Source organism: Streptomyces sp. ID05-26A, assembly GCF_033794685.1.
Classification (GTDB): Bacteria; Actinomycetota; Actinomycetes; order Mycobacteriales; family Pseudonocardiaceae; genus Lentzea.
The window spans coordinates 312,888-336,365 of record NZ_JARAYZ010000001.1 but is presented as its reverse complement, the minus strand read 5'-3'; the positions used below and the strand labels follow the sequence as shown (position 1 = coordinate 336,365).

Annotated in this window: 26 protein-coding genes; 14 read left to right on the top strand and 12 right to left on the bottom strand. The window is 69.6% G+C overall.

Annotated features, from left to right (window positions below; translation table 11 throughout):
* Together PV646_RS01650 and PV646_RS01645 are read right to left on the bottom strand one after the other, a co-directional pair.
* Window positions 1-1,593, bottom strand: a complete 1,593-nt coding sequence (locus PV646_RS01650; RefSeq protein ID WP_500339656.1) for an MOSC domain-containing protein — start codon at window positions 1,591-1,593, stop codon at window positions 1-3.
* Complete coding sequence (locus PV646_RS01645) at window positions 1,593-2,069, bottom strand: CGNR zinc finger domain-containing protein (RefSeq protein ID WP_500339655.1); 477 nt, start codon at window positions 2,067-2,069, stop codon at window positions 1,593-1,595. Before PV646_RS01645 ends, PV646_RS01650 begins: the two co-directional genes overlap by 1 nt.
* An 84-nt stretch (window positions 2,070-2,153) precedes the next feature.
* Between PV646_RS01645 and PV646_RS01640 the strand changes: the two genes are divergently transcribed.
* The 5 genes from PV646_RS01640 (at window position 2,154) to PV646_RS01620 (ending at window position 6,712) form a co-directional block, all read left to right on the top strand.
* The gene (locus tag PV646_RS01640) at window positions 2,154-2,993 is read left to right on the top strand and encodes a DUF427 domain-containing protein (protein WP_500339654.1); all 840 of its coding nucleotides are present in this window, start codon (window positions 2,154-2,156) and stop codon (window positions 2,991-2,993) included.
* Complete coding sequence (locus PV646_RS01635) at window positions 2,990-3,634, top strand: SDR family oxidoreductase (protein ID WP_500339653.1); 645 nt, start codon at window positions 2,990-2,992, stop codon at window positions 3,632-3,634. Before PV646_RS01640 ends, PV646_RS01635 begins: the two co-directional genes overlap by 4 nt.
* Before the next feature lies 1 nt (window position 3,635).
* The gene (locus tag PV646_RS01630; protein ID WP_500339652.1) at window positions 3,636-4,040 is read left to right on the top strand and encodes a VOC family protein; all 405 of its coding nucleotides are present in this window, start codon (window positions 3,636-3,638) and stop codon (window positions 4,038-4,040) included.
* 36 nt (window positions 4,041-4,076) lie between these two features.
* Window positions 4,077-5,282, top strand: a complete 1,206-nt coding sequence (locus tag PV646_RS01625) for a cytochrome P450 family protein (RefSeq protein WP_500339651.1) — start codon at window positions 4,077-4,079, stop codon at window positions 5,280-5,282.
* A gap of 227 nt (window positions 5,283-5,509) precedes the next feature.
* Window positions 5,510-6,712 carry an adenosylmethionine--8-amino-7-oxononanoate transaminase gene (locus tag PV646_RS01620; RefSeq protein WP_500342219.1) on the top strand — a complete coding sequence of 401 codons (1,203 nt, stop codon included), beginning with the start codon at window positions 5,510-5,512 and terminating at the stop codon, window positions 6,710-6,712.
* Here PV646_RS01620 and PV646_RS01615 read toward each other — a convergent pair.
* Window positions 6,685-6,927, bottom strand: coding sequence for a glutaredoxin family protein (locus PV646_RS01615; protein WP_500339650.1), 243 nt, complete (start codon window positions 6,925-6,927; stop codon window positions 6,685-6,687). The two genes, PV646_RS01620 and PV646_RS01615, sit on opposite strands and share 28 nt — an antisense overlap.
* Window positions 6,928-6,963: 36 nt before the next feature.
* On the opposite strand from PV646_RS01615, the gene bioD reads away from it, so the two are divergent.
* The 4 genes from bioD to PV646_RS01595 all read left to right on the top strand — a co-directional run bounded on the left by bioD (window position 6,964) and on the right by PV646_RS01595 (window position 9,574).
* Complete coding sequence (gene bioD, locus PV646_RS01610; protein ID WP_500339649.1) at window positions 6,964-7,683, top strand: dethiobiotin synthase; 720 nt, start codon at window positions 6,964-6,966, stop codon at window positions 7,681-7,683.
* Between the two features lie 70 nt (window positions 7,684-7,753).
* Window positions 7,754-8,770 (top strand): biotin synthase BioB, encoded by a 1,017-nt coding sequence (gene bioB / locus PV646_RS01605; RefSeq protein ID WP_189158691.1) that lies wholly within the window; start codon window positions 7,754-7,756, stop codon window positions 8,768-8,770.
* Window positions 8,770-8,967 carry a biotin synthase auxiliary protein BsaP gene (bsaP, locus tag PV646_RS01600; protein ID WP_500339648.1) on the top strand — a complete coding sequence of 66 codons (198 nt, stop codon included), beginning with the start codon at window positions 8,770-8,772 and terminating at the stop codon, window positions 8,965-8,967. Before bioB ends, bsaP begins: the two co-directional genes overlap by 1 nt.
* A gap of 13 nt (window positions 8,968-8,980) precedes the next feature.
* The gene (locus PV646_RS01595) at window positions 8,981-9,574 is read left to right on the top strand and encodes a DUF2567 domain-containing protein (RefSeq protein ID WP_500339647.1); all 594 of its coding nucleotides are present in this window, start codon (window positions 8,981-8,983) and stop codon (window positions 9,572-9,574) included.
* 21 nt (window positions 9,575-9,595) lie between these two features.
* Here PV646_RS01595 and PV646_RS01590 read toward each other — a convergent pair whose 3' ends face one another.
* The 4 genes from PV646_RS01590 to PV646_RS01575 form a co-directional block, all read right to left on the bottom strand.
* A complete protein-coding gene (locus tag PV646_RS01590; protein WP_500342217.1) occupies window positions 9,596-10,351 on the bottom strand; it encodes a putative hydro-lyase in 756 nt (251 codons plus the stop codon).
* Window positions 10,315-11,559, bottom strand: a complete 1,245-nt coding sequence (locus PV646_RS01585) for an MFS transporter (RefSeq protein ID WP_500339646.1) — start codon at window positions 11,557-11,559, stop codon at window positions 10,315-10,317. The genes PV646_RS01590 and PV646_RS01585 overlap by 37 nt, the downstream gene beginning before the upstream one ends.
* Before the next feature lie 689 nt (window positions 11,560-12,248).
* Window positions 12,249-12,929, bottom strand: a complete 681-nt coding sequence (locus tag PV646_RS01580) for an LON peptidase substrate-binding domain-containing protein (RefSeq protein ID WP_500339645.1) — start codon at window positions 12,927-12,929, stop codon at window positions 12,249-12,251.
* Window positions 12,930-12,939: 10 nt separating this feature from the next.
* Window positions 12,940-13,635, bottom strand: coding sequence for an NUDIX hydrolase (locus PV646_RS01575; protein WP_500339644.1), 696 nt, complete (start codon window positions 13,633-13,635; stop codon window positions 12,940-12,942).
* 73 nt (window positions 13,636-13,708) lie between these two features.
* Here PV646_RS01575 and nadA point away from each other — a divergent pair, with 73 nt between their 5' ends.
* Genes nadA through nadC form a run of 3 tightly spaced genes read left to right on the top strand, consistent with a single transcriptional unit; the run spans window position 13,709 to window position 17,186 of the window.
* Window positions 13,709-14,728 (top strand): quinolinate synthase NadA, encoded by a 1,020-nt coding sequence (gene nadA / locus PV646_RS01570; protein WP_500339643.1) that lies wholly within the window; start codon window positions 13,709-13,711, stop codon window positions 14,726-14,728.
* A complete protein-coding gene (locus PV646_RS01565; protein ID WP_500339642.1) occupies window positions 14,728-16,341 on the top strand; it encodes an L-aspartate oxidase in 1,614 nt (537 codons plus the stop codon). Before nadA ends, PV646_RS01565 begins: the two co-directional genes overlap by 1 nt.
* On the top strand, window positions 16,338-17,186 hold the full coding sequence (gene nadC, locus PV646_RS01560) for a carboxylating nicotinate-nucleotide diphosphorylase (protein ID WP_500339641.1): 849 nt from the start codon (window positions 16,338-16,340) through the stop codon (window positions 17,184-17,186). Before PV646_RS01565 ends, nadC begins: the two co-directional genes overlap by 4 nt.
* Window positions 17,187-17,199: 13 nt before the next feature.
* On the opposite strand, the gene PV646_RS01555 is transcribed toward nadC, so the two are convergent.
* Window positions 17,200-17,625 carry a hypothetical protein gene (locus tag PV646_RS01555; RefSeq protein WP_500339640.1) on the bottom strand — a complete coding sequence of 142 codons (426 nt, stop codon included), beginning with the start codon at window positions 17,623-17,625 and terminating at the stop codon, window positions 17,200-17,202.
* A gap of 22 nt (window positions 17,626-17,647) precedes the next feature.
* The gene (locus PV646_RS01550; RefSeq protein ID WP_500339639.1) at window positions 17,648-18,427 is read right to left on the bottom strand and encodes a carbon-nitrogen hydrolase family protein; all 780 of its coding nucleotides are present in this window, start codon (window positions 18,425-18,427) and stop codon (window positions 17,648-17,650) included.
* Window positions 18,428-18,452: 25 nt separating this feature from the next.
* On the opposite strand from PV646_RS01550, the gene PV646_RS01545 reads away from it, so the two are divergent.
* Complete coding sequence (locus PV646_RS01545; protein ID WP_500339638.1) at window positions 18,453-19,952, top strand: ABC transporter substrate-binding protein; 1,500 nt, start codon at window positions 18,453-18,455, stop codon at window positions 19,950-19,952.
* Between the two features lie 4 nt (window positions 19,953-19,956).
* Here the strand turns inward: PV646_RS01545 and PV646_RS01540 are convergent, their stop codons facing one another.
* Both PV646_RS01540 and PV646_RS01535 read right to left on the bottom strand, forming a co-directional pair.
* Complete coding sequence (locus PV646_RS01540) at window positions 19,957-20,448, bottom strand: hypothetical protein (protein ID WP_500339637.1); 492 nt, start codon at window positions 20,446-20,448, stop codon at window positions 19,957-19,959.
* A 10-nt stretch (window positions 20,449-20,458) separates the two neighbouring features.
* Entirely contained in the window at window positions 20,459-20,947 is a 489-nt protein-coding gene (locus PV646_RS01535) for a hypothetical protein (protein WP_500339636.1), read from the bottom strand.
* A gap of 27 nt (window positions 20,948-20,974) precedes the next feature.
* Between PV646_RS01535 and PV646_RS01530 the strand changes: the two genes are divergently transcribed.
* On the top strand, window positions 20,975-22,096 hold the full coding sequence (locus PV646_RS01530) for an aminotransferase class V-fold PLP-dependent enzyme (RefSeq protein WP_500339635.1): 1,122 nt from the start codon (window positions 20,975-20,977) through the stop codon (window positions 22,094-22,096).
* Here PV646_RS01530 and PV646_RS01525 read toward each other — a convergent pair.
* Window positions 22,080-23,375 (bottom strand): M14 family metallopeptidase, encoded by a 1,296-nt coding sequence (locus PV646_RS01525; RefSeq protein ID WP_500339634.1) that lies wholly within the window; start codon window positions 23,373-23,375, stop codon window positions 22,080-22,082. The genes PV646_RS01530 and PV646_RS01525 overlap by 17 nt on opposite strands.
* Window positions 23,376-23,478: the final 103 nt, after the last annotated feature.

The window sequence follows — 23,478 nt, the reverse complement described above, 5'->3', positions numbered from 1 at the left end:
TCAGAGGTCGAGCACCAGGTCGGTTTCCGGTGTCGCGCAACAGATCAGCGCGGTGCCGGGAGCCGGTGGTGCCAGCGGTTCCGGATCGTTCGTGAAGGTCCCGGACAGCACCGGCGTCACGCACGTGTGGCAGACGCCGGTGCGGCAGGACCAGCGGGTCGGGACGTCGCAGGCTTCGGCGAGGTCGAGGATCGACGCGTCGTCGCGCCACGCCGCGGTCAGGCCGCTGCGGGCGAACGTGATCCTCGGGCCGGTTCCTTCCGGGACGGGCTGGTGCGGTGGCACCGTTGTGGCGCCGGTGATTCCGGGGTTGATCGACGAGCGGGCGCCGAAGAGTTCGCTGTGGATGCGGGCCGGGGCGAGGCCTTGTTCGACCAGGGCCGCGCGCATGTCGTCCATGAACGTGCTGGGACCGCAGAGATACGCACTCGCGTCGGCGGGCAAGCCTTTCAGGTGTTCGCGCGTGAGCCGGCCGTGGTCCGAGTAGTGGATCAGCGTGTGCCGCGGCGCGAGTTGCCGGACTTCCGCGGTGAAGGCGTGGTCGGTCGAACGGGTGGTGTGCAGCCACCAGACCTCGCGGCCGGTGTCCTTGAGCGCGTGCAGCATCGCGAGCACGGGTGTGACGCCGACCCCCGCTGACAGCAGGACCACCGGTTCGGCGCCCGCTTTCAGGATGAAGTCTCCTCGCGGTGCGGCGACGTCGAGCGCGTCGCCGGCTCGAAGGTGGTCGTGGAGCCAGGTGCTGACCACGCCGTCGCGTTTGACGCTGATCCGGTACGAGTCCGACGAGAGCGAGTAGTTGCGGACACCTTCCGGCGTGCGGACCGTCAGGTACTGGCCGGGCAGTGGGTGCGGCAGGTCGTCACCGCTGAGGTGGAACGACGTCACGCTCGGGCTCTCCGGCACGACCTCGGAGACCGTCAGCGGCCGGAATCCCTGCCAGCCAGTGGTTTCCGCAGGAGTCAGCAGGTCGCGGAACGACCCCTGCCAGCCGGGGCTCAGCGCCGGGACGTCCACGGCCTTGCGGAGCTGGTCCTCGTCCTTGCCCGGCAGGTAGAGCAGGGCGTCGATCGCGGCCACGCTCATCCGGTGGCGGCCGACGCGGGTCCTGACGATCTCGTCGCCCGCCCGCACCTCGCCCTCGGTGATCACGCGCAGGTAGAAGCCGGGGCGGCCGTGCGCGACCATCAGCGACGGCATGCGCGGTTCGCCGAGCCGCATGCCGACGCGGTAGCAGGTGACGCGCGGCTGGGTGACCTCGAACTCGGCCTCGCCGACGCGGAACCGGTCACCGATGTGCACCTCGGTGTCGGCCAGGCCCTCGACCGTGAAGTTCTCACCGAACTGGCCGTACTCGAACTCCCGGCCCAGCTCGGATCGCCAGTGCTCGTACGACTCCCGTTGGTACACCAGGACAGCGCGGTTCTCACCGCCGTGACCGCCGAGATCGCCCTGGCCGTCACCGTCGACGTTGAGCCTGCGGACCATCAACGGTCCGTCGACGGGGCGTTTGAAGATTCCGGTGTGGACGGTCCGGCCGTGCCACGAGACGTCCTCGGGCAGTCCGACGTTGAGCGACAGCAAGCGGGCCATCACCGGTCTCCTCGCGTGCGCTGGTAGTGGCGGCGGGCCTTCATCCTGTTGCCGCACACCGCCATCGAGCACCAGCGGGCGCTGTTCGGCTTGCTGTGGTCGAGCAGGAACAGGCGGCACTCGGGGTTCGCGCACGGCCGCAACCGGCCGGGACTCGACACCCGCAGCGCGTCCCACTCGAGCACGGCCCGCGCGGCCGCGGTGCGCCCTTCGGGGAGGTCGAGGTGCCACGTCACGCCGGACGCGTCGACGCCGGCTCGTTGCCGGACGCCCTCGACGAACGGGGCCAGCGCAGCCGGGTCCTCCTGGCCGCGCACGACGGCCTGCAGCGCGTCCCGGGCCGAGATCAACGCGCGCAGCTCGTCGTCGGAGGCGGGCTGGTCGCGCGCCGTCAGCCAGGGCAGACCTTCCTCCGCGAGCACGTCGTGCTGCCCGTCGTCCAGCACGGGCGTCGTGTTCAGCAGGTCAAGCAGCATCTCTAACCTCCAAAGTAACCCTTGACAGGTTATATGACAGTCTGCCTAACTATCAAAAATTATTTAAACGGTTAGGAGATGGTGATGGGTCTGTCGTGGCAGCAAGGACCGCTGGGTGCGAAGGCGGTAGGGCGGTTCCTCACTCCGGAACCGTTGCCGGAGCGGCTGTTGTTCGCCGAACCGCTGCGCCGCCGGATGCGCGTCAAGCACGGTGGACGGTGGGTCGCGGACAGCGAGGACGTCGTGCTGCTGCACGAACCGGGCCGTTATCCGGTCGCGTACTTCCCGAGAGGTGATGTCACGGGTCTTGACGAGGAGGCGCGCACGACGAACCACCGCGACCTCGGCGCCACCACGTGGTTCGCGGTCGGTGAGACGAAGCACGCGGCGTGGCAGCACGTCGACCTGCCCGGCCACGCGAGCGTGCTGGAGGGCAGGGTCGCTTTCGCCTGGCGCGCAATGGAAGCGTTCTACGAGGAGGACGAGCGGATCGTCGGACACGCGGCCGATCCGTACCACCGCAACGACATCCGGCAGACCTCACGGCATCTCGTCGTGCGCGACGGAGACCGGGTCGTGGCGGACACGAAGAGGGCGCTGGTGCTGTACGAGTCGGGTTTCGCGCCGCGCTGGTACGTGCCGCGCGAGGACGTCGACGCGTCGGCCCTGAAGCTCGTCGAGGGCGAGACCTTCTGCCCCTACAAGGGTTTGGCGAGTTACTACGACGTCGGCGACCGCAAGCGTGCCGCCTGGTCGTACCCGGAGGCGTGGGCCGAGGTCGCGCCGATCTCCGACTGGGTCTCGTTCGAACCGGACGTCGTCGACGTGTACCTGGACGACCGCAAGCTCGCCCTCGAACCAGGTCAGGGCGTCGTGCCGCACGGCGTCGACCGCGGCCTCACCCCGGAGGAGATCAAGCGATGAAGGTGCTGATCATCGGCCGCGACAGCGGCATCGCCGGGGCGGTGGCCGCGAAGGTGCGCGCTGCCGGTGGCGAGGTCGTTCTGGCCGGGCGCAACCAGGACGAGCACGTCGACCTGACCGACGAGGCCAGTGTCGCCGCGCTCGCCGAACGCGTCGGGAGCGTCGACCACGTCGTGTCCACCGCGTCGGCCAGGGCCCGCGGCACCGTCGGCGACCTCGACCGCGACGCCGTCCGGACCTCGTTCGACGTCAAGGTCATCGGGCCGATCCTGCTGGCCAGGCACTTCGCGCCGCGCCTGTCGTTCGTCTTCTTCTCCGGTGCCTCGGCCCGCAAGGTCATGCCCGGCATGCTCGCGGTCGGTGCCACCAACGCCGCCGTCGACGCGGTGACGAGGAGCCTCGCGGTCGAGCTCGCGCCGATCCGGGTCAACGCGATCTCGCCCGGCACGATCGACACCGGCGCCTACGACGGCCTCGGCGCGGAGAAGAAGGCCGCGCTGTTCGCGTCCCGCGAGGCCACCAGTCCGGCCGGCCGCGTCGGACGGGCCGAGGAGATCGCCGACGCGGTGTTCTTCGCGCTCACGAATCCGTTCCTGACCGGCACATCGCTGGCGGTCGACGGTGGAGAGGCGCTGGTCTGACGTGGACTACCGCATCGAGGTGCTCACGATCCCCGTCAGCGACGTCGACAGGGCCATCGCCTTCTACACGAAAATGGCCGGATTCGAGTTGGATGTCGACTATCGGCCGAATGACCACTTCCGCGTCGTTCAACTCACCCCACCGGGTTCCGGCTGTTCCATCCAGTTCGGCACGGGATTGCGCGCGTACCTCGTGGTGAGCGACATCGAGGCCGCGCATCGTGACCTGGCCGCACGGGGACTGGACGTGAGTCCGTTGCGGCACAAGGCCGACATGCCCGCCTGGCAGGGCGGGTTCGTGCCCGGCAGGGACCCGGCGCGCCGCAACTACGCCAGTTTCTTCGACTTCACGGACCTCGACGGGAACGTGTGGACGGTCCAGGAACGAGGCTCGCTCGAGAAATAGTGGCGAGGGTTGAGTAAACGGGGTTAACTGGGTGAGGTGACGACACTCACCCGGTTGCCCGCCGACTACATCCAGAACCCGCACGAGGTGCACGACCTGTTGCGCGCCGAGGGACCGGTGCGGGAAGTGATCCTGCCGCACGGCCTCAAGGCCTGGCTTGTCACTCGGTACGACGAGGCGAAGATCGCTCTCACCGACCCCAGGATCAGCAAGGACATCCAGGCCGGTGGCCACCTGATGGCCAAGCACGCCACCGAGACGCACGTGCGCCGCGAGGTCGAGCCCACGCTCGCCGTCCACATGCTCAACCTGGACCCGCCCCACCACACCCGCCTGCGCAAGCTCGTGACCAAGGCCTTCACCGCCCGCCGCATCGAGCTGATGCGCCCGCGCGTGCAGGAGATCTCGGCCGAGCTGATCGCCAAGCTGAACGACGGCGACGAGGTCGACCTGCTGGAGGTGTTCGCGTTCCCGCTGCCCATCACGGTGATCTGTGAGCTGCTCGGGATCCCGATCGACAACCGCGACGACTTCCGCGAGTGGTCCAACCAGCTGCTGTCGTTCGGCACGCCCGAGCAGGTCGAGGCCGCCGCGGGAGCGATGGCCGGCTTCCTGTACGGGCACGTCACGGCCATCGCCGAGGCCGAGCCGAACGACACGTTCTTCTCCGCGCTCGTGCACGCCGACGACTCCGGCGACCGGCTGAACACCGAAGAGCTGATCTCGATGGCGTTCCTGCTGCTCGTGGCGGGCCACGAGACGACGGTGAACCTCATCGGCAACGCCGTGCTCGCGTTGCTCCAGAACCCGGAACAGCTGCAGATCCTCAAGGACCGCCCGGAGCTGATCCCGGCGAGCACCGAGGAGTTCCTGCGGCTGGAAGGGCCGGTCAACGTCGCGACCTTCCGCTACACCACGGAACCCGTCGAGCTCGGTGGTGTCACCGTGCCCGCCGACGAGATCCTCATGGTGTCGCTGATCGCCGCGAACCGCGACCCCGCCCGGTACGAGAACGCCGACCAGCTCGACGTGACGCGGTCCGCGCAGGGCCACGTGGCGTTCGGTCACGGCATCCACTTCTGCCTCGGCGCGCCGCTGGCCCGCCTGGAGTTCGACGTGGCGCTCACGCAACTGCTGGCCCGGTTCCCGAACCTGGCGCTCGCCGCCGAACCGGAAACGCTGGGGTGGCGGGACAGCACGCTGATCCGCGGCCTGCACACCCTGCCGGTACGCCTCGCCTAGTGCCGCGACCGACAGCCTTCACCGCGTCTTCGGCGCTCAGCAGGGCGCCTCGCGGCACCGGCCCCACGACCACAGCCAACCAGGATGAGGACGTGGGGCCGGCACCACGATCCACCCGTCTGACCGCCGAACACGGGGCAAAGGCTGTCGGCCGCGGCACTAATGTTCGGCAGGTGGACGACCTGCTGAAGCTCGACCAGGCGCACGTCTGGCACCCGTACGGCCCGATGCCGGGCACCCAGGAACCGCTGCTCGTCTCCGAGGCCTCGGGTGTCCGGCTGAAGCTCGCGGACGGCCGGGAGCTGATCGACGGCATGTCGTCCTGGTGGGCGGCCATCCACGGCTACCGCCACCCCGTGCTGGACGCGGCGGTCACGGACCAGCTCGGCCGGATGAGCCACGTGATGTTCGGCGGGCTCACGCACGAGCCCGCCATCCGGCTCGCGACGAAGCTCGTCGAGATCACGCCGGAGCCGTTGCAGCACGTGTTCCTCTGCGACTCCGGCTCCGTGTCGGTCGAGGTCGCCGTGAAGATGTGCCTGCAGTACTGGCGTTCGCGGAACCGCCCGGAGAAGCACCGCCTGCTGACGTGGCGCGGCGGCTACCACGGCGACACGTTCAACCCGATGTCCGTCTGCGATCCCGAGGGCGGGATGCACTCGTTGTGGCGGGGAATCCTGCCGCAGCAGGTGTTCGCGGACGCGCCGCCGGCCGAGATGGACACCGAGTACGTCCAGCACCTCGCGGACCTCGTCGAGGAGCACGCGGGCGAGTTGGCCGCGATCATCGTGGAGCCCGTCGTGCAGGGTGCCGGGGGCATGCGCTTCCACGACCCGCGCTACCTGCACGTGCTGCGCGAACTCGCGTACACGCACGACGTGCTGCTGGTGTTCGACGAGATCGCCACGGGCTTCGGGCGCACCGGCGAGCTGTTCGGTGCCGATCACGCGAACGTCAGCCCGGACGTCATGTGCCTCGGCAAGTCGCTGACCGGCGGGTACATGACCATGGCCGCCACCCTGTGCACGTCACGGGTCGCGGACGGGATCAGCAAGGGCGAGGTGCCGGTGCTCGCGCACGGGCCGACGTTCATGGGCAACCCGCTGGCGGCGGCGGTGTCGCTGGCGTCGATCGACCTGTTGCTGTCGCAGGACTGGAAGCGCGAGGTCGCCCGCATCTCGGCGGGGCTCTCGGCGGGACTCGCGCCCGCACGCGCGTTGCCCGGAGTTCAGGATGTGCGCGTGCTGGGCGCTATCGGTGTCGTGCAGTTGCATGAGCCCGTGGACATGGCACGAGCTACCAAGGCTGCTGTGGACGCCGGAGTGTGGCTGCGGCCGTTCCGCGACCTGATCTACACGATGCCGCCGTTCGTCAGCACGGACGACGACATCGCGGCGATCTGTCAGGGCGTGATCGCGGCCGCGAGCTGAGTGTCGGTCGGCTCCACCATGAACTCGCCGTTGGGGAGCACGACGACGGGGATCTGCTTGCGTCCGGAGATCTCGATCGCCCGGTCCCGCGCCTCGTCGTCGTTCTCGACGTCGACGTAGGTGAACGGCACGTTGTTGCGGGTCAGCCAGGACTTGGCCCGGCGGCAGTCACCACACCATTCGGCGCCGTACATCACGATCGGTTGCTCAGTCATGCCGTCACCGTAGGTGAGGTTCTAAGGTGAGTGCCTGTGAGCGTGCTGGTGATCACCGGAACCGGGACCGAGGTCGGCAAGACCGCCGTGACCGCGGGCATCGCGGCGCTGGCCAGGGCAGAAGGCAGACGGGTCGCGGTGCTGAAGCCCGCGCAGACCGGTCTGCTGCCCGGCGAGCCTGGCGACGTGGCGGAGGTGGCTCGGCTGGCGGGCGACGTGACGACCCGTGAGCTGGCCAGATACCCCGACCCGCTGGCCCCCGCGACGGCGGCGCGCCGGGCCGGGATGGCCACCGTGCACCCCAAGGACGTGGCCGCCGAGGTCACCGCGCTCGACGAGACCCACGACCTGGTGCTGGTCGAGGGCGCGGGCGGCCTGCTCGTCCGGTTCGACGAGGCCGGTTCGACGCTGGCCGACATCGCGTGGGCGGTGAACGCGCCCGTGCTGATCGTGGCCCAGGCCGGGCTCGGCACGTTGAACACGACGACGCTGACCGCCGAGGCGTTGCAGCGGCGCGGGCTCGAGGCGATCGGTGTCGTCGTCGGCAGCTGGCCGTCACACCCGGACCTGGCGTCCCTGACCAACCTGGCGGATCTGCCGGAGGCGGCGGGCGCCCCGTTGCTCGGCGCGCTGCCGCAAGGTGTGACGAAGCTCGGTCCGGTGGACTTCCTGGCGGTCGCCAAGAGATCGTTTTCACCCTGGTTCGGGGGCGCGTTCGACCCGGACACGTTCGCGGCTCAGTTCGCGGTCCAGTGACCTACATCGCTCCACGATGAAGGATTCAGTGAGGCACACTGGCTCGCCAGGCCACCGAGGAGGAGAGACCGTGACCGCAGCGCCGGAACAGATCGACGTGCTCGACGAAGCTCGTGAGCAGGTGCTCGAACGAGGCGTCGGGCTCACCGAGGCTCAGGTGCTGAAGGTGCTGGAGCTCCCCGAAGAGCGCATCCCGGACCTGCTGGCGCTCGCGCACGAGGTCCGTGAGCGCTGGTGCGGCCCCGAGGTCGAGGTCGAGGGCATCGTCTCGCTCAAGACCGGCGGCTGCCCCGAGGACTGCCACTTCTGCTCCCAGTCGGGCCAGTTCCCCTCGCCCGTGCGTTCGGCGTGGCTCGACATCCCCGGCCTGGTGCGCGCGGCGCGGCAGACCAGGGACACCGGCGCGACCGAGTTCTGCATCGTCGCGGCCGTGCGCGGCCCGGACAAGCGGCTGCTCTCGCAGGTGCGCGACGGCATCAAGGCCATCCGCGCCGACGGCAACGACATCCAGATCGCCTGCTCGCTCGGCATGCTCACGCAGGAGCAGGTCGACGAGCTCGTGGCGATGGGCGTGCACCGCTACAACCACAACCTCGAGACGGCCCGCTCGCACTTCCCGGAGGTCGTGACCACGCACTCCTGGGAGGAGCGCTGGGACACGCTGCGGATGATCCGCGACGCCGGCATGGAGGTCTGCTGCGGCGGCATCATCGGCATGGGGGAGACGCTGGCGCAGCGCGCGGAGTTCGCCGTGCAGCTCGCGGAGCTGGAGCCCGACGAGGTCCCGCTGAACTTCCTCATCCCGAACCCCGGCACGCCGTACGAGAACTACCCGGTCGTCGAAGGTGCCGAGGCGCTGCGCACGGTCGGCGCGTTCCGGCTCGCGCTGCCGCGCACGATCCTGCGGTTCGCGGGTGGCCGTGAGCTGACGTTCGGCGACCTGGGCGCGAAGCAGGGCATGCTCGGCGGCATCAACGCGATCATCGTCGGCAACTACCTGACGAACCTCGGCCGCCCGGCGCAGCAGGACCTCGACATGCTCGAAGAGCTGTCGATGCCCATCAAGGCGCTGAGCCAGACCCTGTGATGATTGCTCTCGTGTACTGCTCCTTCTGCGGCAAAGAGGAAGCTGACGGCGACCACGCGTTCTGCCGTCAGCGCCTGTCCATGATCGACCCGCCGCGGTACTGCGCGGAGTGCGCGCGCCGCATGGTCGTCCAGGTGACCCCGGACGGCTGGACGGCGCGCTGCAGCCGCCACGGAGAGACCATGTCGGCTCGGTAGTAACCTCTCGCGAATGGACGAGAAAGCAGCGCCGGTGCGCATCGAACCCGTGCCGGAGCCGCCGTACGTCTACCACTACTACCTCCGGCCACGGCCGAAGGTGGTGGTGAAGCGGGATCTGCTGCCGGGCCTCGTGGTGGCGCTGACGACGTTCGCGTTCGGGCTGCCCGCCGCGTACCTGTGGTCGTGGCTCGCGCCGGCCCAGCTCAAGATCGTCTCGGCGCAGGACAGCAAGTTCTACCCGATCGGGGTGGAGAGCTACCACCGGCTCGACGCGCTGATGGTGTTCGTGCTGATCGGTCTCGGCGCCGGTGTGATCACCGGGATCTCGACGTGGCTGCTGCGGCAGCGGCGCGGGCCGGTCGTGATGCTGGGGATGACCGCCGGGTCGTTCGCGGCGGGCTGGTTCGCGCAGTTCCTCGGCGGTTCGCTGGCCGCGGGCGCGTACCCGATGCCGTCGACGATCAAGGCGAACGACACGTTGCTCGTCGCGCCCGCCCTGGAGACGTGGTGGGGGATCATGGCGTGGCCGCTGGGCGCCGCGCTGGCGTACGGCTGCTGCGCGGCGTGGAACGGCCTGGACGACCTGGGACGACGCCTCGGCTGAGACGCCGTCCCCGTTGGCCTTCTAGCCGACCCGGTAGGCGAAGTCGGGCATGTCGGTCACGAACATCTGGCCGGGCGCGTGCGTGATCGCGAACGGCGGTTTCGACTGCATCAGCACGGCCTGGGGAGTCACCCCGCACGCCCAGAACACCGGCACGTCACCGGGTTCGTGCTCGATCTTGTCGCCGAAGTCCGGTTCGCCGATGTCCGTGATCCCGAGCATCCTCGGGTCTCCCGCGCCGACCGGAGCACCGTGCACCGACGGCATGAGCGCGGTGACCTTGTGCGCGATGTCCACAAGGGACTCCGGAATCCAGCGCATCGACACGACCATCGGGCCGTGCAGCCGTCCGGCCGGCCTGCACTGGATGTCCGTGACGAACATGGAGACGTTCTTGCCCTGGTCGACGTGCCTCAGCGGCACGCCCGCGTTGGTGAGTGCCGTCTCGAACGTGAAGCTGCAGCCGATCAGGAACGTCACCAGGTCGTCGCGCCAGTGGTCGGTGGCGTTCTCGGGTTCGGCCACGAGTTCGCCGTTCTCCCAGATCCGGTACTGCGGCGCATGAGTGCGCACGTCGGCGTCCTGCTTGAGCGCGCTGACCGTCTCGCCCACGTCCAGCACGTCGAGCACCGGGCACGGCTTGGGGTTGCGGTGGGTGAAGAGCAGGAAGTCGTACGCCCAGTCCTTGGGGATGGCGATCAGGTTGGCCTGCGCCTGGCCCGGCGCTCGTCCCGCGGTCGTCATTCGAGCTCCTTGTTGACCGTCTCCGGCAGCCAGATCAGTGCGACGACACCGATTCCGTACGCGGCCGCCCCGAACAGCATCGCACCGCCGATGCCCATCCGGTCGGCCATGAACCCGACCAGTCCGGGGAACACCGCGCCGAACGCACGCCCCAGGTTGTACGTGAAGCCCTGCCCGGTACCGCGCAGCCGCGTCGGGTAGAGCTCGGACAGGTAGCTGCCGAACCCGCTGAAGATGGCGCTCATGCAGAACCCCAGCGGGAACCCGAGGAACATGACCAACGTGTTGGCACCGTTGGGGATCTGCGTGTACGCGACGATCAGCAACGCGCTGGCGATCGCGAACACGACGAAGGTCTTCTTGCGCCCCAGGTAGTCCGTGAGATAACCGCCGGACACGTAGCCGATCCACGCGCCCGTGATGAGGAACGCGAGGTAGGCGCCCGTACCGATGATCGTCAGGCCGCGCCCGGTCTGCAGGAAGGCGGGCAACCACAACGCGAGCGTGTAGTACCCGCCCTGCACACCGGTCGCGAGCAGGGACGCGAACACCGTCGTCTTGAGGATCGGCCCCTGGAAGATCTTGGCGAACGTGCCGCTCTCCCGAGGCTGCGCCTTGGTCTCCGGGGCGTCCTCGACGTTGCGGCGCACGTAGAAGATGAGGATCGCGGGCAGCGCGCCCGTCCAGAACATGATCCGCCAGCTGATGGCCGGATCGGCCAGCGTGGCGACCAGCGTGTTGACGAGGACCGCGAGCCCCCAGCCGACGGCCCAGGCGCTCTGGATGAACGCGACCGTCCGCCCGCGGTACTTCGGCTTGCAGTACTCGGCCACGAGGATCGCACCGGCCGCCCACTCGCCACCGAAGCCCAGGCCCTGCAGCGCGCGGAAGACCAGCAGGGTCTCGTAGTTCGTCGCGAAGCCGCACAGCACCGTGAAGAACGCGTACGCGGCCACCGTGATGACGAGCGTTTTCGACCGGCCGAACCGGTCGGCCATGATGCCCGCCACCGCGCCGCCGATGGCGCTCATCAGCAGCGTGCTGGTGCCCAGCAGACCGGCCTCGGCCTTGGTGAGGCCGAAGTAGCCGGTGATCGCGACCAGGCTCAGGGGCAGGACCCAGTAGTCGTAGGAGTCCAGCCCGTAACCGCCGAAGGCGCCGACGAACGCGCGCCTGCCCTTCTGGCCGAGACTGCGGAACCAGGCGAAACGGCCTGTGTCCTCGGTCGTGGACGTGCTCATGGGACACCTCGCAGCGTGGTGGAGGAGTGGTCGAGTGTGATGTGGACCTCAGAGTAAGGATTGTTCAACAATCCCACAAGGCCACAATTCAACGATCCGACGATCGGAGGGTGCGGGTGGGCTGGGTGGGGTCGGCGGGGTGCGGCTCAACGGGCTGGGGGTTCGGCTCGACGCGCTGAGGGCGCGGCTCAACGGCCTCAGGTGTGCGGCTGGACGGACCGGGCGCGCGGCTTCTGCCTGTCGGGAGTTGCGTTGGGGAGCAGGGGCAGGAATGGCTTCGGCCGGGTCAGGAACGGCTTCGACGGCTCTGTGGCGCGTGGGGTGGTCAGGAGGCGGCGCGAAGCTGGCGCCGCAAGGTTGTCGACCTGACCTTCAGGCCCCAGATCACGCGCGCCAGACCCGAACTCCGGACCGCTGCGCCCCAGACCGCCGATTCGTGGCCTGCGGTGCTTCAGACCGCCGTGCCGAGTCCGCCGTGCTCTGCCAGCCGTGCCGAGTCCGCCGTGCCGAGTCCGCCGTGCTCTGCCTGCCGTGCCCCACCGGCAGCTCGGCCAGCCCCGCACAACCGGGACCCGGCTCCCAGGCCTGGGTCTCCACCGCCGAACCCGAGCGCCCTGAACCCGAGCGCCCTGAACCCGAGCGCCCCGAAGCTCCCGCCCACCCCGAAGCTCCCCTCCGAACCGCGCCGGCTAGTTGGGGCTGGGCACGTGCCCGAACTCCGTCAACGGCACCGGAACAGCCTTCAACGCCGACAGAATCCCGGTCTCCCGATGCAACATCCGCCGCACCAACCGCAACCGCCGAGCCGGCGACCGCTCCTCCAGCAACCGCTGCCGATCCTCCACAGGCAACAGGCAGTCGGCAGCCAGCAGGTACGAGAGATCCCCCAGCGGCACGTCATCGCCAGGCGCCGACCAGTCCTCCTGGTGCCAGGCAGCCCCGCAGTACCGCTCATGAGCAGCCCGCGCCCCGCGCTCGAGGATCGGCACGACCTCTAAAGCCGCCTCCGGCACCGGGGCGTCGTCCAGGTAGTCGACGTGGGCCAACAGGTACGGCGCCGTGGTCGTGTCCACGTCGAGCAGCCGGAACCGGCGCACCCCGCGCGTCACGATGTCGAAGCGGCCCTCCGGCAGTGGCCGGGCGTCCAGCAGGTCCGCCGAGCAGCCGATGTCCTGCAGTGAGCGGACGTTGTCCGCGCCCATTTCCCAGCCCTGCTTGATGCACACGATGCCGAACGTCCTGCCGAACAGCGAGCCGGTCATCAGGTCGACGACCAGCTGGCGGTAGCGGGGTTCGAAGATGTGCAACGGCAGAGAAGCCCCTGGCAGCAGCACGGTGCCCAGGGGGAACAACGGAAGCGTCTCTGCCACGCGTGCAACGTTACGTGCTGCCACCTCCGCCTGCTGGACGGCCGGATCCTGGCGGCCTCAGCACGGCGAACGGATCAGTCACCTTGATTCCCTTGGCGCTGAACCGGAACAGGGCGGCGGGTCTGCCGCCGGACGGGCCGGGGGGTGCGGTGCCGCCTGTGGGCTCCAGCAACAACCGGCGGGAGAGGACTCGCTGCAGGTTCGTCGCGGACACTCGATACCCCAGAGCCGCGGAGTAGTGGTCGCGCAGCAGGGAGATCGTGAACTCCGGTGGTGCGAGGGCGAAACCGACGTTCGTGTACGACAGCTTCGAGCCCAGCCTGTGCCGCGCTCGACCGACGATGGAGGCGTGGTCGAACGCCATCGCGGGCAGTTTCTCGACGCAGTGCCAGGCGGTGTCCGAAGGGACCTCCGGATCGACGTCCGAAGGGACCAGTCCGAGGAACGCGGTCGCCACGACGCGGGGGGCGGGGACGCGATCGGGCGCGCTGAAGACGGCCAGCTGTTCGACGTGTGACAACTGTCGCACGTCGACTTTCTCCGCCAGCTGACGGCGAATCGAGGACTCGACGTCCTCGTCCACCCTGAGCTCGCCACCCGGCAGCGACCAGCGGTGAGCGTGCGGTTCCCGGGCGCGTTCCCACAGCATGACCTGGAGTGACGCACCTCTCACCCGCAACACAGCGGCCAGAACTTCGTGCCCCACACCTGCCACCCGGCTGATACTATCGGCCACGTTTTCGACCAACAGGCGAAAACCCTGGATCGAGGAGGCAGTGATGGTCGCTACCGCAATCGTGGAGCGAACCGCGTCGGGTGTGTACGGCGGAGTCGAGCCGAACGCCGCGTGGCGGGACGAGGTGCTGCGCCTCGCGAAGGAGCGGGATGCCGTCATCCTGGCGCACAACTACCAGCTGCCCGAGATCCAGGACATCGCCCACCACACCGGCGACTCCCTCGCGCTGAGCCGGATCGCCGCGCAGTCCGACGCGCAGACCATCATCTTCTGCGGCGTGCACTTCATGGCCGAGACCGCGAAGATCCTGGCCCCTCAGAAGACGGTGCTGATCCCGGACGAGCGCGCGGGCTGCTCGCTCGCCGACTCGATCACCGGCGCGCAGTTGCGCGAGTGGAAGGCGCAGCACCCCGGCGCCGTCGTGGTGTCGTACGTGAACACCACGGCCGAGGTGAAGGCCGAGACGGACATCTGCTGCACGTCCTCGAACGCCGTCGACGTCGTCGCGTCGATCCCGGCCGACCGCGAGGTGCTGTTCCTCCCGGACCAGTTCCTGGGCGCGCACGTCAAGCGCGAGACCGGTCGCGAGAACATGCACATCTGGGCCGGCGAGTGCCACGTCCACGCCGGCATCAACGGTCCCGAACTGGCCGAGCGCGCCGCCGCGAACCCGGACGCCGACCTGTTCATCCACCCGGAGTGCGGCTGTGCCACGTCGGCGCTGTACCTGAGCGGCGAGGGCATCGTCCCGGCGGAGAAGGTCAAGATCCTCTCGACCGGCGACATGATCAGCGCGGCCCGCAGCACGAACGCCAAGAAGGTGCTCGTCGCGACCGAGATCGGCATGCTGCACCAGCTGCGCAAGGCCGCTCCAGAGATCGACTTCCGCGCCGTCAACGACCGCGCGTCCTGCACCTACATGAAGATGATCACGCCGGCCGCGCTGCTGCGGTGCGTGCGTGACGGCCTGGACGAGGTGCACGTCGACCTGGAGACCGCCAAGCGCGCCCAGGGTGCCGTGCAGCGCATGATCGAGATCGGCAAGCCCGGCGGCGGTGAGTGATGGCCGCGCGCTGGGAGGCGCGAGCCGACCTGATCGTGGTCGGCACGGGCGTGGCGGGTCTGACCGCCGCGCTGCGGGCTCGTGAGCTGGGCCTTCGGGTCCTGGTCGTCACGAAGGCCGCGGGGGACGACGGCAACACCCGCTGGGCCCAGGGCGGCGTCGCCGTCGTCATGGAGGACCAGCACGACCCCGGTGACTCGGTCGCGAAGCACATCGGGGACACGCTGACGGCGGGCGCGGGCCTCTGCGACGACGCGGCCGTCGCGGCGATCATCACCGACGGTCCCGCGGCCGTGGCCCGGCTGCGCGAACGCGGTGCCGTGTTCGACGCGAAGCCGGACGGTCTGCTCGAACGCACCCGTGAAGGCGGCCACAGCGCGTTCCGCGTCGTGCACGCCGGTGGCGACGCGACGGGCGCCGAGGTTGAGCGCGCGCTGCTCAAGGCCACTGTGGACGGACGGGTTCCCCTGCTGGAGAACCACGTCGCGGTCGACGCGGTGAAGACGCCGCTCGGTGCGGTGGCCGGACTCCTGGTCCTGGACGGCAACGGCGTGCCCGGTGTGCTCACCGCGCCCGCCGTGCTGCTGGCGACCGGCGGCCTCGGCCAGATGTACCAGGCGACCTCGAACCCTTCCGTGGCAACGGGTGACGGCCTGGCGCTCGCGCTGCGGGCCGGCGCGCTGGCCGCGGACGTCGAGTTCATCCAGTTCCACCCGACCGTTCTCTACACGGGCCGTGGTGCCCGTGGCCGTTGCCCGCTCATCACGGAAGCCGTGCGCGGCGAAGGCGCCGTGCTGATCGACGCGACCGGCGCCCGCGTGATGAAGGGCGTGCACCCGCTGGAGGACCTGGCCCCGCGCGACGTCGTGGCGGCCGCGATCACCCGGCACATGGCGACCGAACCGGGTGGCGTCGACGACCACGTCTTCCTGGACGCGACGGCGTTGCACGACATGGCGAAGCGCTTCCCGACCGTGTTCTCGGCCTGCACCTCGGTGGGCGTCGACCCCGCCGTGGACCCGATCCCGGTCGCCCCGGCGGCGCACTTCGCCTGCGGTGGCGTGGTGTCCACCGTCGACGGCCGCACCGGCGTGACCGGTCTGTACGCGGTCGGCGAGGTCGCCCGCACGGGCCTGCACGGCGCGAACCGCCTGGCCTCCAACAGCCTGCTCGAAGGCCTGGTCTGCGGCACCCGTGCCGCCGAGACCGTCGCCGCCGACCTCGCCATCGGCCTGATCGCGCCGGTCCGCGCTCCGGAGGTCTCGCTGCCCACCGCGCCCGTGGCGGACCGCGACATGCTCCAGCGCGTGATGTCCCGCTACGCCGCCATCGGCCGCGACGCCGAGGGCCTGGCCGTCGTCGGTTCGGTGCTCGACGTGTCCACTGTGGACAAGCAGCTGGAGTCGCGCGAACTGGTCGAGGACGCCGCGCTCACCATGGCCGCCCGCGCCCTGATCGCGGCGGCGCAGCAACGCACCGAGTCGCGCGGCTGTCACGTCCGCACGGACTTCACCGAGCGTGCGCCGGCGTGGCAACGCAGTCAGCTCGTCCGGCTCACCCCGACCGGCCAGCCCGTGCTGGCCGATCCTGTTCTCGCAGAGGGTGTCGCATGACCATCGACCCGAACATCGACTGGGCCGACGCGAACCGGGTCATCCAGCTCGCGCTGGAAGAGGACCTCCGCTACGGCCTCGACGCCACGACGCTGGCGACCGTGCCGGAGAAGGCCGTCGCCACCGCCGAGATCACCCCTCGCGCGGCCGGCGTGCTGTGCGGCGTTTCCGTTGCCCGCACGGCCTTCCAGCGCTACCTGCCCGAGGTCGAGGTCCTGTCGGAGGCGCAGGACGGTGACAAGGCGGTGCCAGGCGAGCCCGCGTTGGTGCTGACCGGCCCGACCCGCGGCCTGCTCACCGTCGAACGCACGGCGCTGAACCTGATCTGCCACCTGTCCGGCATCGCGACGCGGACCGCCCGCTGGGTCAGCGCGATCGAGGGCACCGGCGCGGCCGTCCGCGACTCGCGCAAGACGTTGCCGGGCCTGCGTTTGCTGCAGAAGTACGCGGTGCGCGCGGGTGGCGGCGTGAACCACCGCATGGGCCTGGGCGACGCGATCCTCATCAAGGACAACCACGTCGCCGCGGCCGGTTCGGTGGGCGCCGCGATCCGCGCGGCCCGTGCGCACGCCCCCGAACTGCTGATGGAGGTCGAGGTCGACAGCCTCGACCAGCTCGACGAGGCGCTGGCCGAGGGCGCGGAGCTGGTGCTGCTGGACAACTTCACGCCCGAGCAGTGCGCTCAGGCCGTGAAGGTCCGTCCGGACGGTGTGAAGCTGGAGGCGTCCGGCGGGCTCACGTTGGACGTGGCCCGCGCGTACGCCGAGACCGGTGTGGACTACCTCGCGGTGGGTGGCCTCACGCACTCGTCGCCGGCGTTGGACCTCGGCCTGGACCTGAAGTAGCGCCCCGCCGCCGTCACTCGACCTCGGCGGCGGCCCGCACCCGCGGTGCGTACCGCTCGACACCGACGTGCTGGACGCCGGGGAAGTTCTGCACCCGGCGCCAGTCGGCCGTCGCCGAGCCGACCCCGCCGCCGCTCGACAGCGCGTCGACGTGGTCCTGCGCGCTGACCCACTCCGCGTAGTTGACGACGCGCTTGCCGTCCTCCCTGATGTGGAAGGCGGCGGAGATCCCGCCGGGGTGCGGGTTCGGGTCGCTGGCGAGCGCCACGAACACCGAGTCGACCCACGCCCGTGCGGTCGCCTCGCTGTCGGTGTCGACGGTGACGAGCACGACGCAGCCGGGTTCCCGGCGGTCGCGCGGGTCGCCGGAGCGGTAGAGCCGGTAGCCGTCGAGTTCCTTGCGGTTGCGGACGAAGGCGGGCAACTCGGGAAGTGTCATGCCCCGATCCTGTGATCTCGACCTAACTGGAGGTCAAGCGCCGGTTCGCGAGCACCGGCAACACCTCACGTGCCTGAGCGACGACGTCGAAGTCCAGGTCCACGATCGTGTCGGACGGCTGGTCCGAGAGCTGCACCACGACGTTCCCGAACGGATCGGCAACGGTCGAGTACCCGATCCCGGTGGGTGCCGAAGACCCGAGATCCCCGGGATAGGCCTGCCCGCAGGCCACCACGAACGACGTGCAGTCGAGCGCACGGGCCCGCACCAGCAGTTCCCACTGCTCCTTCTTGCCCGCCCCGGCACCCCACGACGCGCCGACCAGCACCGCGGACGCGCCCTTGTCGGCCAGCGCGCGGAAGAGCTCGGGAAAGCGGATGTCGTAGCAGGTCGCGACCCCCAGGGTCACACCGTCCACCTCGAACACCACCGGCGAGGACCCCGGCGCGACCGTCCGCGACTCCTGGAACCCGAACGCGTCGAACAGGTGGATCTTGTCGTAGCCGACGTGCAGATCAGGCCCGGTCACCAGGAGCGTGTTCGTCACCCGGTCACCGGAAGGCGTGAACATGCCCGCCACCACCACGACGTCGTGAGAAACCGCGATCTCGTGCACCGCCGAGGCCCACGGCCCGTCCAGCGGCTCCGCGACCGGCCCGAGGGGCACGCCGAAGCGGCACATCGTCGCCTCGGGCAGCAGAACGACGCGTGCGCCCTCGGCCCTGCGCACCGCGTCGCGGACGAGCTCCAGGTTGGAGCGGGGATCGGTGGTCGAGCTGATCTGACTCACGGCGACGCGCATGGGGATCACTGTAGGGTCCGACACTGTGCGTTCCCCACTGCTCCTAGTCGTGTTGCTGGCCGTCGCGGGCTGCACCGAGACCGCCGCGCCCCGCCCGGACGGTGGGTCGAACGGCACCTCGATCGTGCTGGCCGACCGCGACGAGCCGGCGACGCTGAACCCGCTGCTCGGCTACGGCGCGCAGGGCGTCTCGAAGATCTACGACGGGCTGGTCGAGCACCGCCAGGACGGGTCGCTGACCCCCCAGCTCGCGGCCGACCTGCCGCAGCCGTCGGCGGACGGGCTGAGCTGGACGGTCGAGCTGCGCGGCGACGTGAAGTTCACCGACGGCAGCACGTTCGGCGCGGAGGACGTCGTCGCCACCTACACTGCGGCGCTGCAGAACCCGATCAAGGACCGGTTCAGCACCCTCAAGGGCGTCGAGCAGACCGGCCCCTCGACGGTCCGCTTCACCCTCACGCAGACGCAGGCCGCGTTCCCGCACCTGCTCGTGCTCGGCATCCTGCCCAGCGAGCAGGCGAAACCGGACGCCCCACCCGTCGGCACCGGCCCGTACAAGGTCACCGAGTGGAAGAAGGGCGACCGGCTGCTGCTGGAGTCCAACGAGGGCTATTTCGACGGCGTGCCGAAGGTCAAGAAGGTGACGGTCGTCTTCGTCACCGACGACAACCAGCGCGCCCGCCGCATGCAGGACGGCGAGTTCGACGGCACGGTGCTGCCGCCCAAGATCGCCACGCAGTTCGCCGGCAAGTCCGGCCTGCAGGTGAACTACCACCGCAGCGCCGACTACCGCGCCGTGCGGCTGCCCGCGGCCAACCCCGTCACCGGCAACGCCTCCGTCCGCCTCGCGCTGAACTTCGCCGCGAACCGCCAGGCCATGATCGACAGCCTGCTGGAGGGCAAGGGCACCATCGCGTACACGCCGGTGCCGGACGCGCTGGCCGAGGAGTTCGACCCGACCGCGAAGTTCCGCTTCGACAAGAACGAGGCGGCGCGGCTGCTCGACGTGGGCGGCTGGGTGCCCGGCTCGGACGGCATCCGGGTGCGCGAGGGCGTCGCGGCGCGCTTCACGCTGATGTACCCGCTGGGCGACGACCTGCGCGCGGACCTGGCCACGGCGTTCGCCGCCGATGCCAAGGCCGTGGGGGTCGACGTGCAGCTCGCGGGCCTGTCGTGGGAGGCGATCCGCCCGCGGATGGCCCAGGACGCGCTGCTGTTCGGCGAGGGCTCGCCGTTCGACCCGGACCTGATGCTCTACGACCTGCGCGGCCAGGGCAGCCCCGCCGCCGACGCCGCGCTCGAGAACGGCCGCAGGCTGATCGACCCGGCGCAGCGGGCCGTGGCGTACAAGCTCTTCCAGCAGGCGTTCGTCTCCGCGCCGTCGATGGCGGTGCTGGTCTTCCCCGAGCACGCGTACGTGATGCGTGACTCGTGGAACGGCTACCAGCCCGTGGTCGACCCGAACTCCTACGGCGCGCTGGCCTGGGGCCCGTGGTGGAACCTGGAGAAGTGGGAGCCCAAATAGGCCGTCACGTGGTCCGGGCGTTGATCTCGCGGACGGCGCGCTCCGGGTCGTCCGCCCAGAACTCGACGCGCTCGACCCGCTGCACGCTCGACTTGCCGAGGTTCACGAGCTGAGGCTCGTGGAACGGCACGGACACGTTGGTCTTGGTCAGCGACTGGATGACGAGCGCGTCGCCGATCACCTCGACGGTGCGCTGCCCCTTGTGCGTGCGCTCGGCGATCTCGGCCGTGCCGAGGTCCGCCGTCGGGATGCGCCAGTCGAAGAACCCCAGTTGGCGCAGCCGCAGCTCGTCGTCGGACACGGTGTGCGGTTGCTTCGCCAGCACGTAGAGAGCACCCACGCACACGACGGTGTTCAGCACGCCCAGGACGATCAGCGTGATGAGCAGCCACGGGATGTCCAGGCCGAACGCGACCAACGCGAGCCCGACCGCCGTGATGATCAGGAACCGCACGTACCGCGGCTTCATGCGCTTGCCGTAGGGGATCTCCACCATGGCGCTGAGCCTATTTTCGCAGCGCGCGGACCATGCCGCCGGGGTCGTCCGCCCAGAACTCGATCTTCGTCACGGCGTGCGCGCCACGCCGGCCCAGGTCGACCTCCTGCGGCTCGTTCAGGCGCACCGAAACGTTGGTGGAGCTGGAGATCTCCAGCACGAGCGTGCCGTCCACAACGGACCGGGTCCGATGCAGCGACCAGCTCGTCGTGCCCTGCGTCACGCTTTCGATGGCCGCCAACGGAATCCTGTACTCGAACTCACGCGCGTAACGCAGCCACAGGTGCTCGGCGTCGACGGAGTGCTTGAACTTGCGGAGCATCCAGATCTGCCATCCCAGCAGCACCGCTCCCAGCACACCGAACACGAGGAGCACGGCCCGCAGCCAGAACCACGGCACGATCAGCTCCACGAGCAGGACTTCCAGCGGTGTCACGACGATGAACACCCATAAGAACGGCCGGACCTGTGCGCTGTAGTCGAACGTTCGATCCCCCATGAGTTCGATGGTGGCACAGTGGGGCGGGTGAGCGACCTGATCTTCCTGGACAGCGCCGGTTCCTCGATCCCGCCCGCCGAGGTGGTGGACGAGGTGGTCGGGCACCTGCGCCGGGAGACCGAGATCGGCGGCTACCGGGCCGCCGCCGAACGCCGTGACGACGTCGAGGCGGGGTACGGCGTGCTGGCCGAGCTCTTCGGCTGCGAGCCGTCCGAGGTCGCGTTCACCGACAGCGCGACCCGGTCGTGGCTCACGGCCTTCGACGCCGTGCCGCTCGCGAAGGGCGACCGGATCCTCGTCACCGAGGTCGAGTACGGCGGCAACGCGGTGCCGATGCTGCGCCGCGCCGAGGAGACCGGGGCGACGATCGAGGTGATGGCGTCCGACCGGCACGGGCAGGTCGACGTCGGCGCGCTGGAGCTGGACGAGCGGGTGAAGCTGATCTCGCTCGTGCACGTGCCCACCAACGGAGGACTGGTCAACCCGGTCGACGAGGTCACGGCGAAGGCCCGCGAGGCCGGCGCCCTGGTGCTGCTGGACGCCTGCCAGTCGACGGGACAGCTCGACCTGAGCGGCCTCGACTACGACATGCTCGTCTGCACCGGCCGCAAGTGGCTGCGAGGCCCTCGCGGCACGGGCGCGCTGGTGGTGCGCGACGAGGTTCGCCGGAAGCTGCGGCCGCGCCTGATGGACCACAGCGCCGCGGAGTGGGTGGCGCCCGACCGCTACGAGCCGCGCGACGACGCGCGCGTGTTCGAGCTGTGGGAGTACAGCGTCGCGGACCGGCTCGGCATGATCGCCGCCGCGAGGTACGCGCTGGCCAAGGGCCTGGACGTGATCGAGGCCGAGGTCGCGGACCGCGCCAAGCGCTTGCGCGAGGGGCTCGCGAACATCCCCGGCATCACGGTGCGGGACCTGGGCGAACGGCAGGCGGGCATCGTCACGTTCACGAGCGACCGGGTGGCGGCGACGGAGCTCAAAGATCGTCTCTGGCAGCGCGACGTCGCCGTCACGGTGTCGCAGAGCGGGTCGACGTTGATCGACATGACGAAGCGCGGCCTGGACGAAGTAGTGCGGGCCTCCCCGCACTACTTCGTCACCCACGAAGAGATCGATCAGGCGCTGGAACGGATCAGCAGGTCTGGTTGATGACCCGCTTCACGCAGTCCGAGTAGCTCATGAACAGGTCGACGGCCCGGTCGTTGCGCGCCGTCTGCGCCGCGATGACCGTGTCACGCGGGTAGAAGCCGTTGAGGCCGCCGCTGCTCGGGTACATCTCGAAGGTGTAGGCCCAGATCTTGTGCTGGCCCCACATCCAGTCGTCGCTGCTGCCGTCGGTGATGTACAGGTCGCTCGCCTGTTCCGGCGTGTAGCCGTTGGTGGCGGCCATCTGCCGGCCGAGCGTCTGGAACGCGCGCGCCTCGTCCGCGTTGAGACCGGTGTCGGTGTCGTTGCGGGTGTAGCCGTACGGCCACAGCACGAGCTCCGAGAACGAGTGGAAGTCGATGAACGTCTTGATCTGCTGGGTGCCGCCGACCACGCGCGAGTTCACGAAGTCGCGGATGCGGGTGGTCTCCGGGGCGGAGAACGCCGACGGACCGCGGTACGTGTCGGACGTCGTGCTGCCGCTGGAACCGCCGCAGCAGCCCCACTTGTAGCCCCAGTTGCGGTTGAGGTCGGTGCCGTTGCCCTGGCGGTTCTTGCGCCAGCCGCGGAACGACCCGGTGGCGATGTCGTACTCGGCGCCGTCCGGGTTCATCATCGGGACGATCCAGACCTCGCGGCTGTCGACGAGGTTCTTGATCGCCGAGTTGGCGTAGTTGTCGGTGTAGCGCTTGATGATCTGCAGGCACTGCTCGACGGTCAGGTGCTCACGGGCGTGCTGACCGCAGACGAGCAGCACCTCCGGCTCGTTCTCGTCCGAGGCCACGTTGTCGCTGACCTTGAGCGCCCAGATGTCCCGGTTCTGGAAGCTCTTGCCGATGCTGCGCACACTCGCCAGGGCCGGGTGGTCGCGGACCGTCTGCTGCAGCTCCGCGGTCATCTCCGCGAAGTTGTGGTAGCCGGTGTAGCCGGCCGGGAAGTCCTGCGTGCCGATCTGGCCGGGCTGCGGGTCGGCGAACTGGACCTTGCCGAGCTTCTTGAGCTCCTGCTCGAAGTCGCCCAGGTACTTGATCGGCAGACCCGTCGCCTGCAGGGCGCGGTACTGGGACTTGTCCGCGACGACCGAGACCGTGGTGAGCTTCGTCGCACCGAGCACGTCGACGCCGATCTGGGCGACCTGGGTGCGTTCGGCGGACGTGTTGGCGGTGACCTCCAGCAGGTAGCGGCCGGAGTCGGCCGTGCTGGGTGTCGCCATGCCCGCGACCAGCACGGGCAGGCATATCGCGAGCACTGCGGCGATCTTGCCGCGGCTCTTGGTGAACATGGTTCCTCCATCATCAGCAGGGGTTTGCGACGGAGTGGTGCTCGACCGAGCGTGGCCGGGGCGTCACAGGCTGAGTAGCGCCGATAGCGGGCTGACCGTTGAC

Coding starts and splice junctions, on each gene's coding strand:
- PV646_RS01645 (WP_500339655.1), bottom strand. CDS start 2,069: ATGCTGCTTGACCTGCTGAACACGACGCCCGTGCTGGACGACGGGCAG.
- PV646_RS01650 (WP_500339656.1), bottom strand. CDS start 1,593: ATGGCCCGCTTGCTGTCGCTCAACGTCGGACTGCCCGAGGACGTCTCG.
- PV646_RS01535 (WP_500339636.1), bottom strand. CDS start 20,947: ATGGGGGATCGAACGTTCGACTACAGCGCACAGGTCCGGCCGTTCTTA.
- PV646_RS01550 (WP_500339639.1), bottom strand. CDS start 18,427: ATGCGCGTCGCCGTGAGTCAGATCAGCTCGACCACCGATCCCCGCTCC.
- PV646_RS01620 (WP_500342219.1), top strand. CDS start 5,510: ATGCCGGGCACCCAGGAACCGCTGCTCGTCTCCGAGGCCTCGGGTGTC.
- PV646_RS01565 (WP_500339642.1), top strand. CDS start 14,728: ATGGCCGCGCGCTGGGAGGCGCGAGCCGACCTGATCGTGGTCGGCACG.
- PV646_RS01615 (WP_500339650.1), bottom strand. CDS start 6,927: ATGACTGAGCAACCGATCGTGATGTACGGCGCCGAATGGTGTGGTGAC.
- PV646_RS01640 (WP_500339654.1), top strand. CDS start 2,154: ATGGGTCTGTCGTGGCAGCAAGGACCGCTGGGTGCGAAGGCGGTAGGG.
- PV646_RS01585 (WP_500339646.1), bottom strand. CDS start 11,559: ATGAGCACGTCCACGACCGAGGACACAGGCCGTTTCGCCTGGTTCCGC.
- PV646_RS01525 (WP_500339634.1), bottom strand. CDS start 23,375: ATGTTCACCAAGAGCCGCGGCAAGATCGCCGCAGTGCTCGCGATATGC.
- nadC (WP_500339641.1), top strand. CDS start 16,338: ATGACCATCGACCCGAACATCGACTGGGCCGACGCGAACCGGGTCATC.
- PV646_RS01595 (WP_500339647.1), top strand. CDS start 8,981: ATGGACGAGAAAGCAGCGCCGGTGCGCATCGAACCCGTGCCGGAGCCG.
- PV646_RS01555 (WP_500339640.1), bottom strand. CDS start 17,625: ATGACACTTCCCGAGTTGCCCGCCTTCGTCCGCAACCGCAAGGAACTC.
- bsaP (WP_500339648.1), top strand. CDS start 8,770: ATGATTGCTCTCGTGTACTGCTCCTTCTGCGGCAAAGAGGAAGCTGAC.
- PV646_RS01635 (WP_500339653.1), top strand. CDS start 2,990: ATGAAGGTGCTGATCATCGGCCGCGACAGCGGCATCGCCGGGGCGGTG.
- nadA (WP_500339643.1), top strand. CDS start 13,709: ATGGTCGCTACCGCAATCGTGGAGCGAACCGCGTCGGGTGTGTACGGC.
- PV646_RS01540 (WP_500339637.1), bottom strand. CDS start 20,448: ATGGTGGAGATCCCCTACGGCAAGCGCATGAAGCCGCGGTACGTGCGG.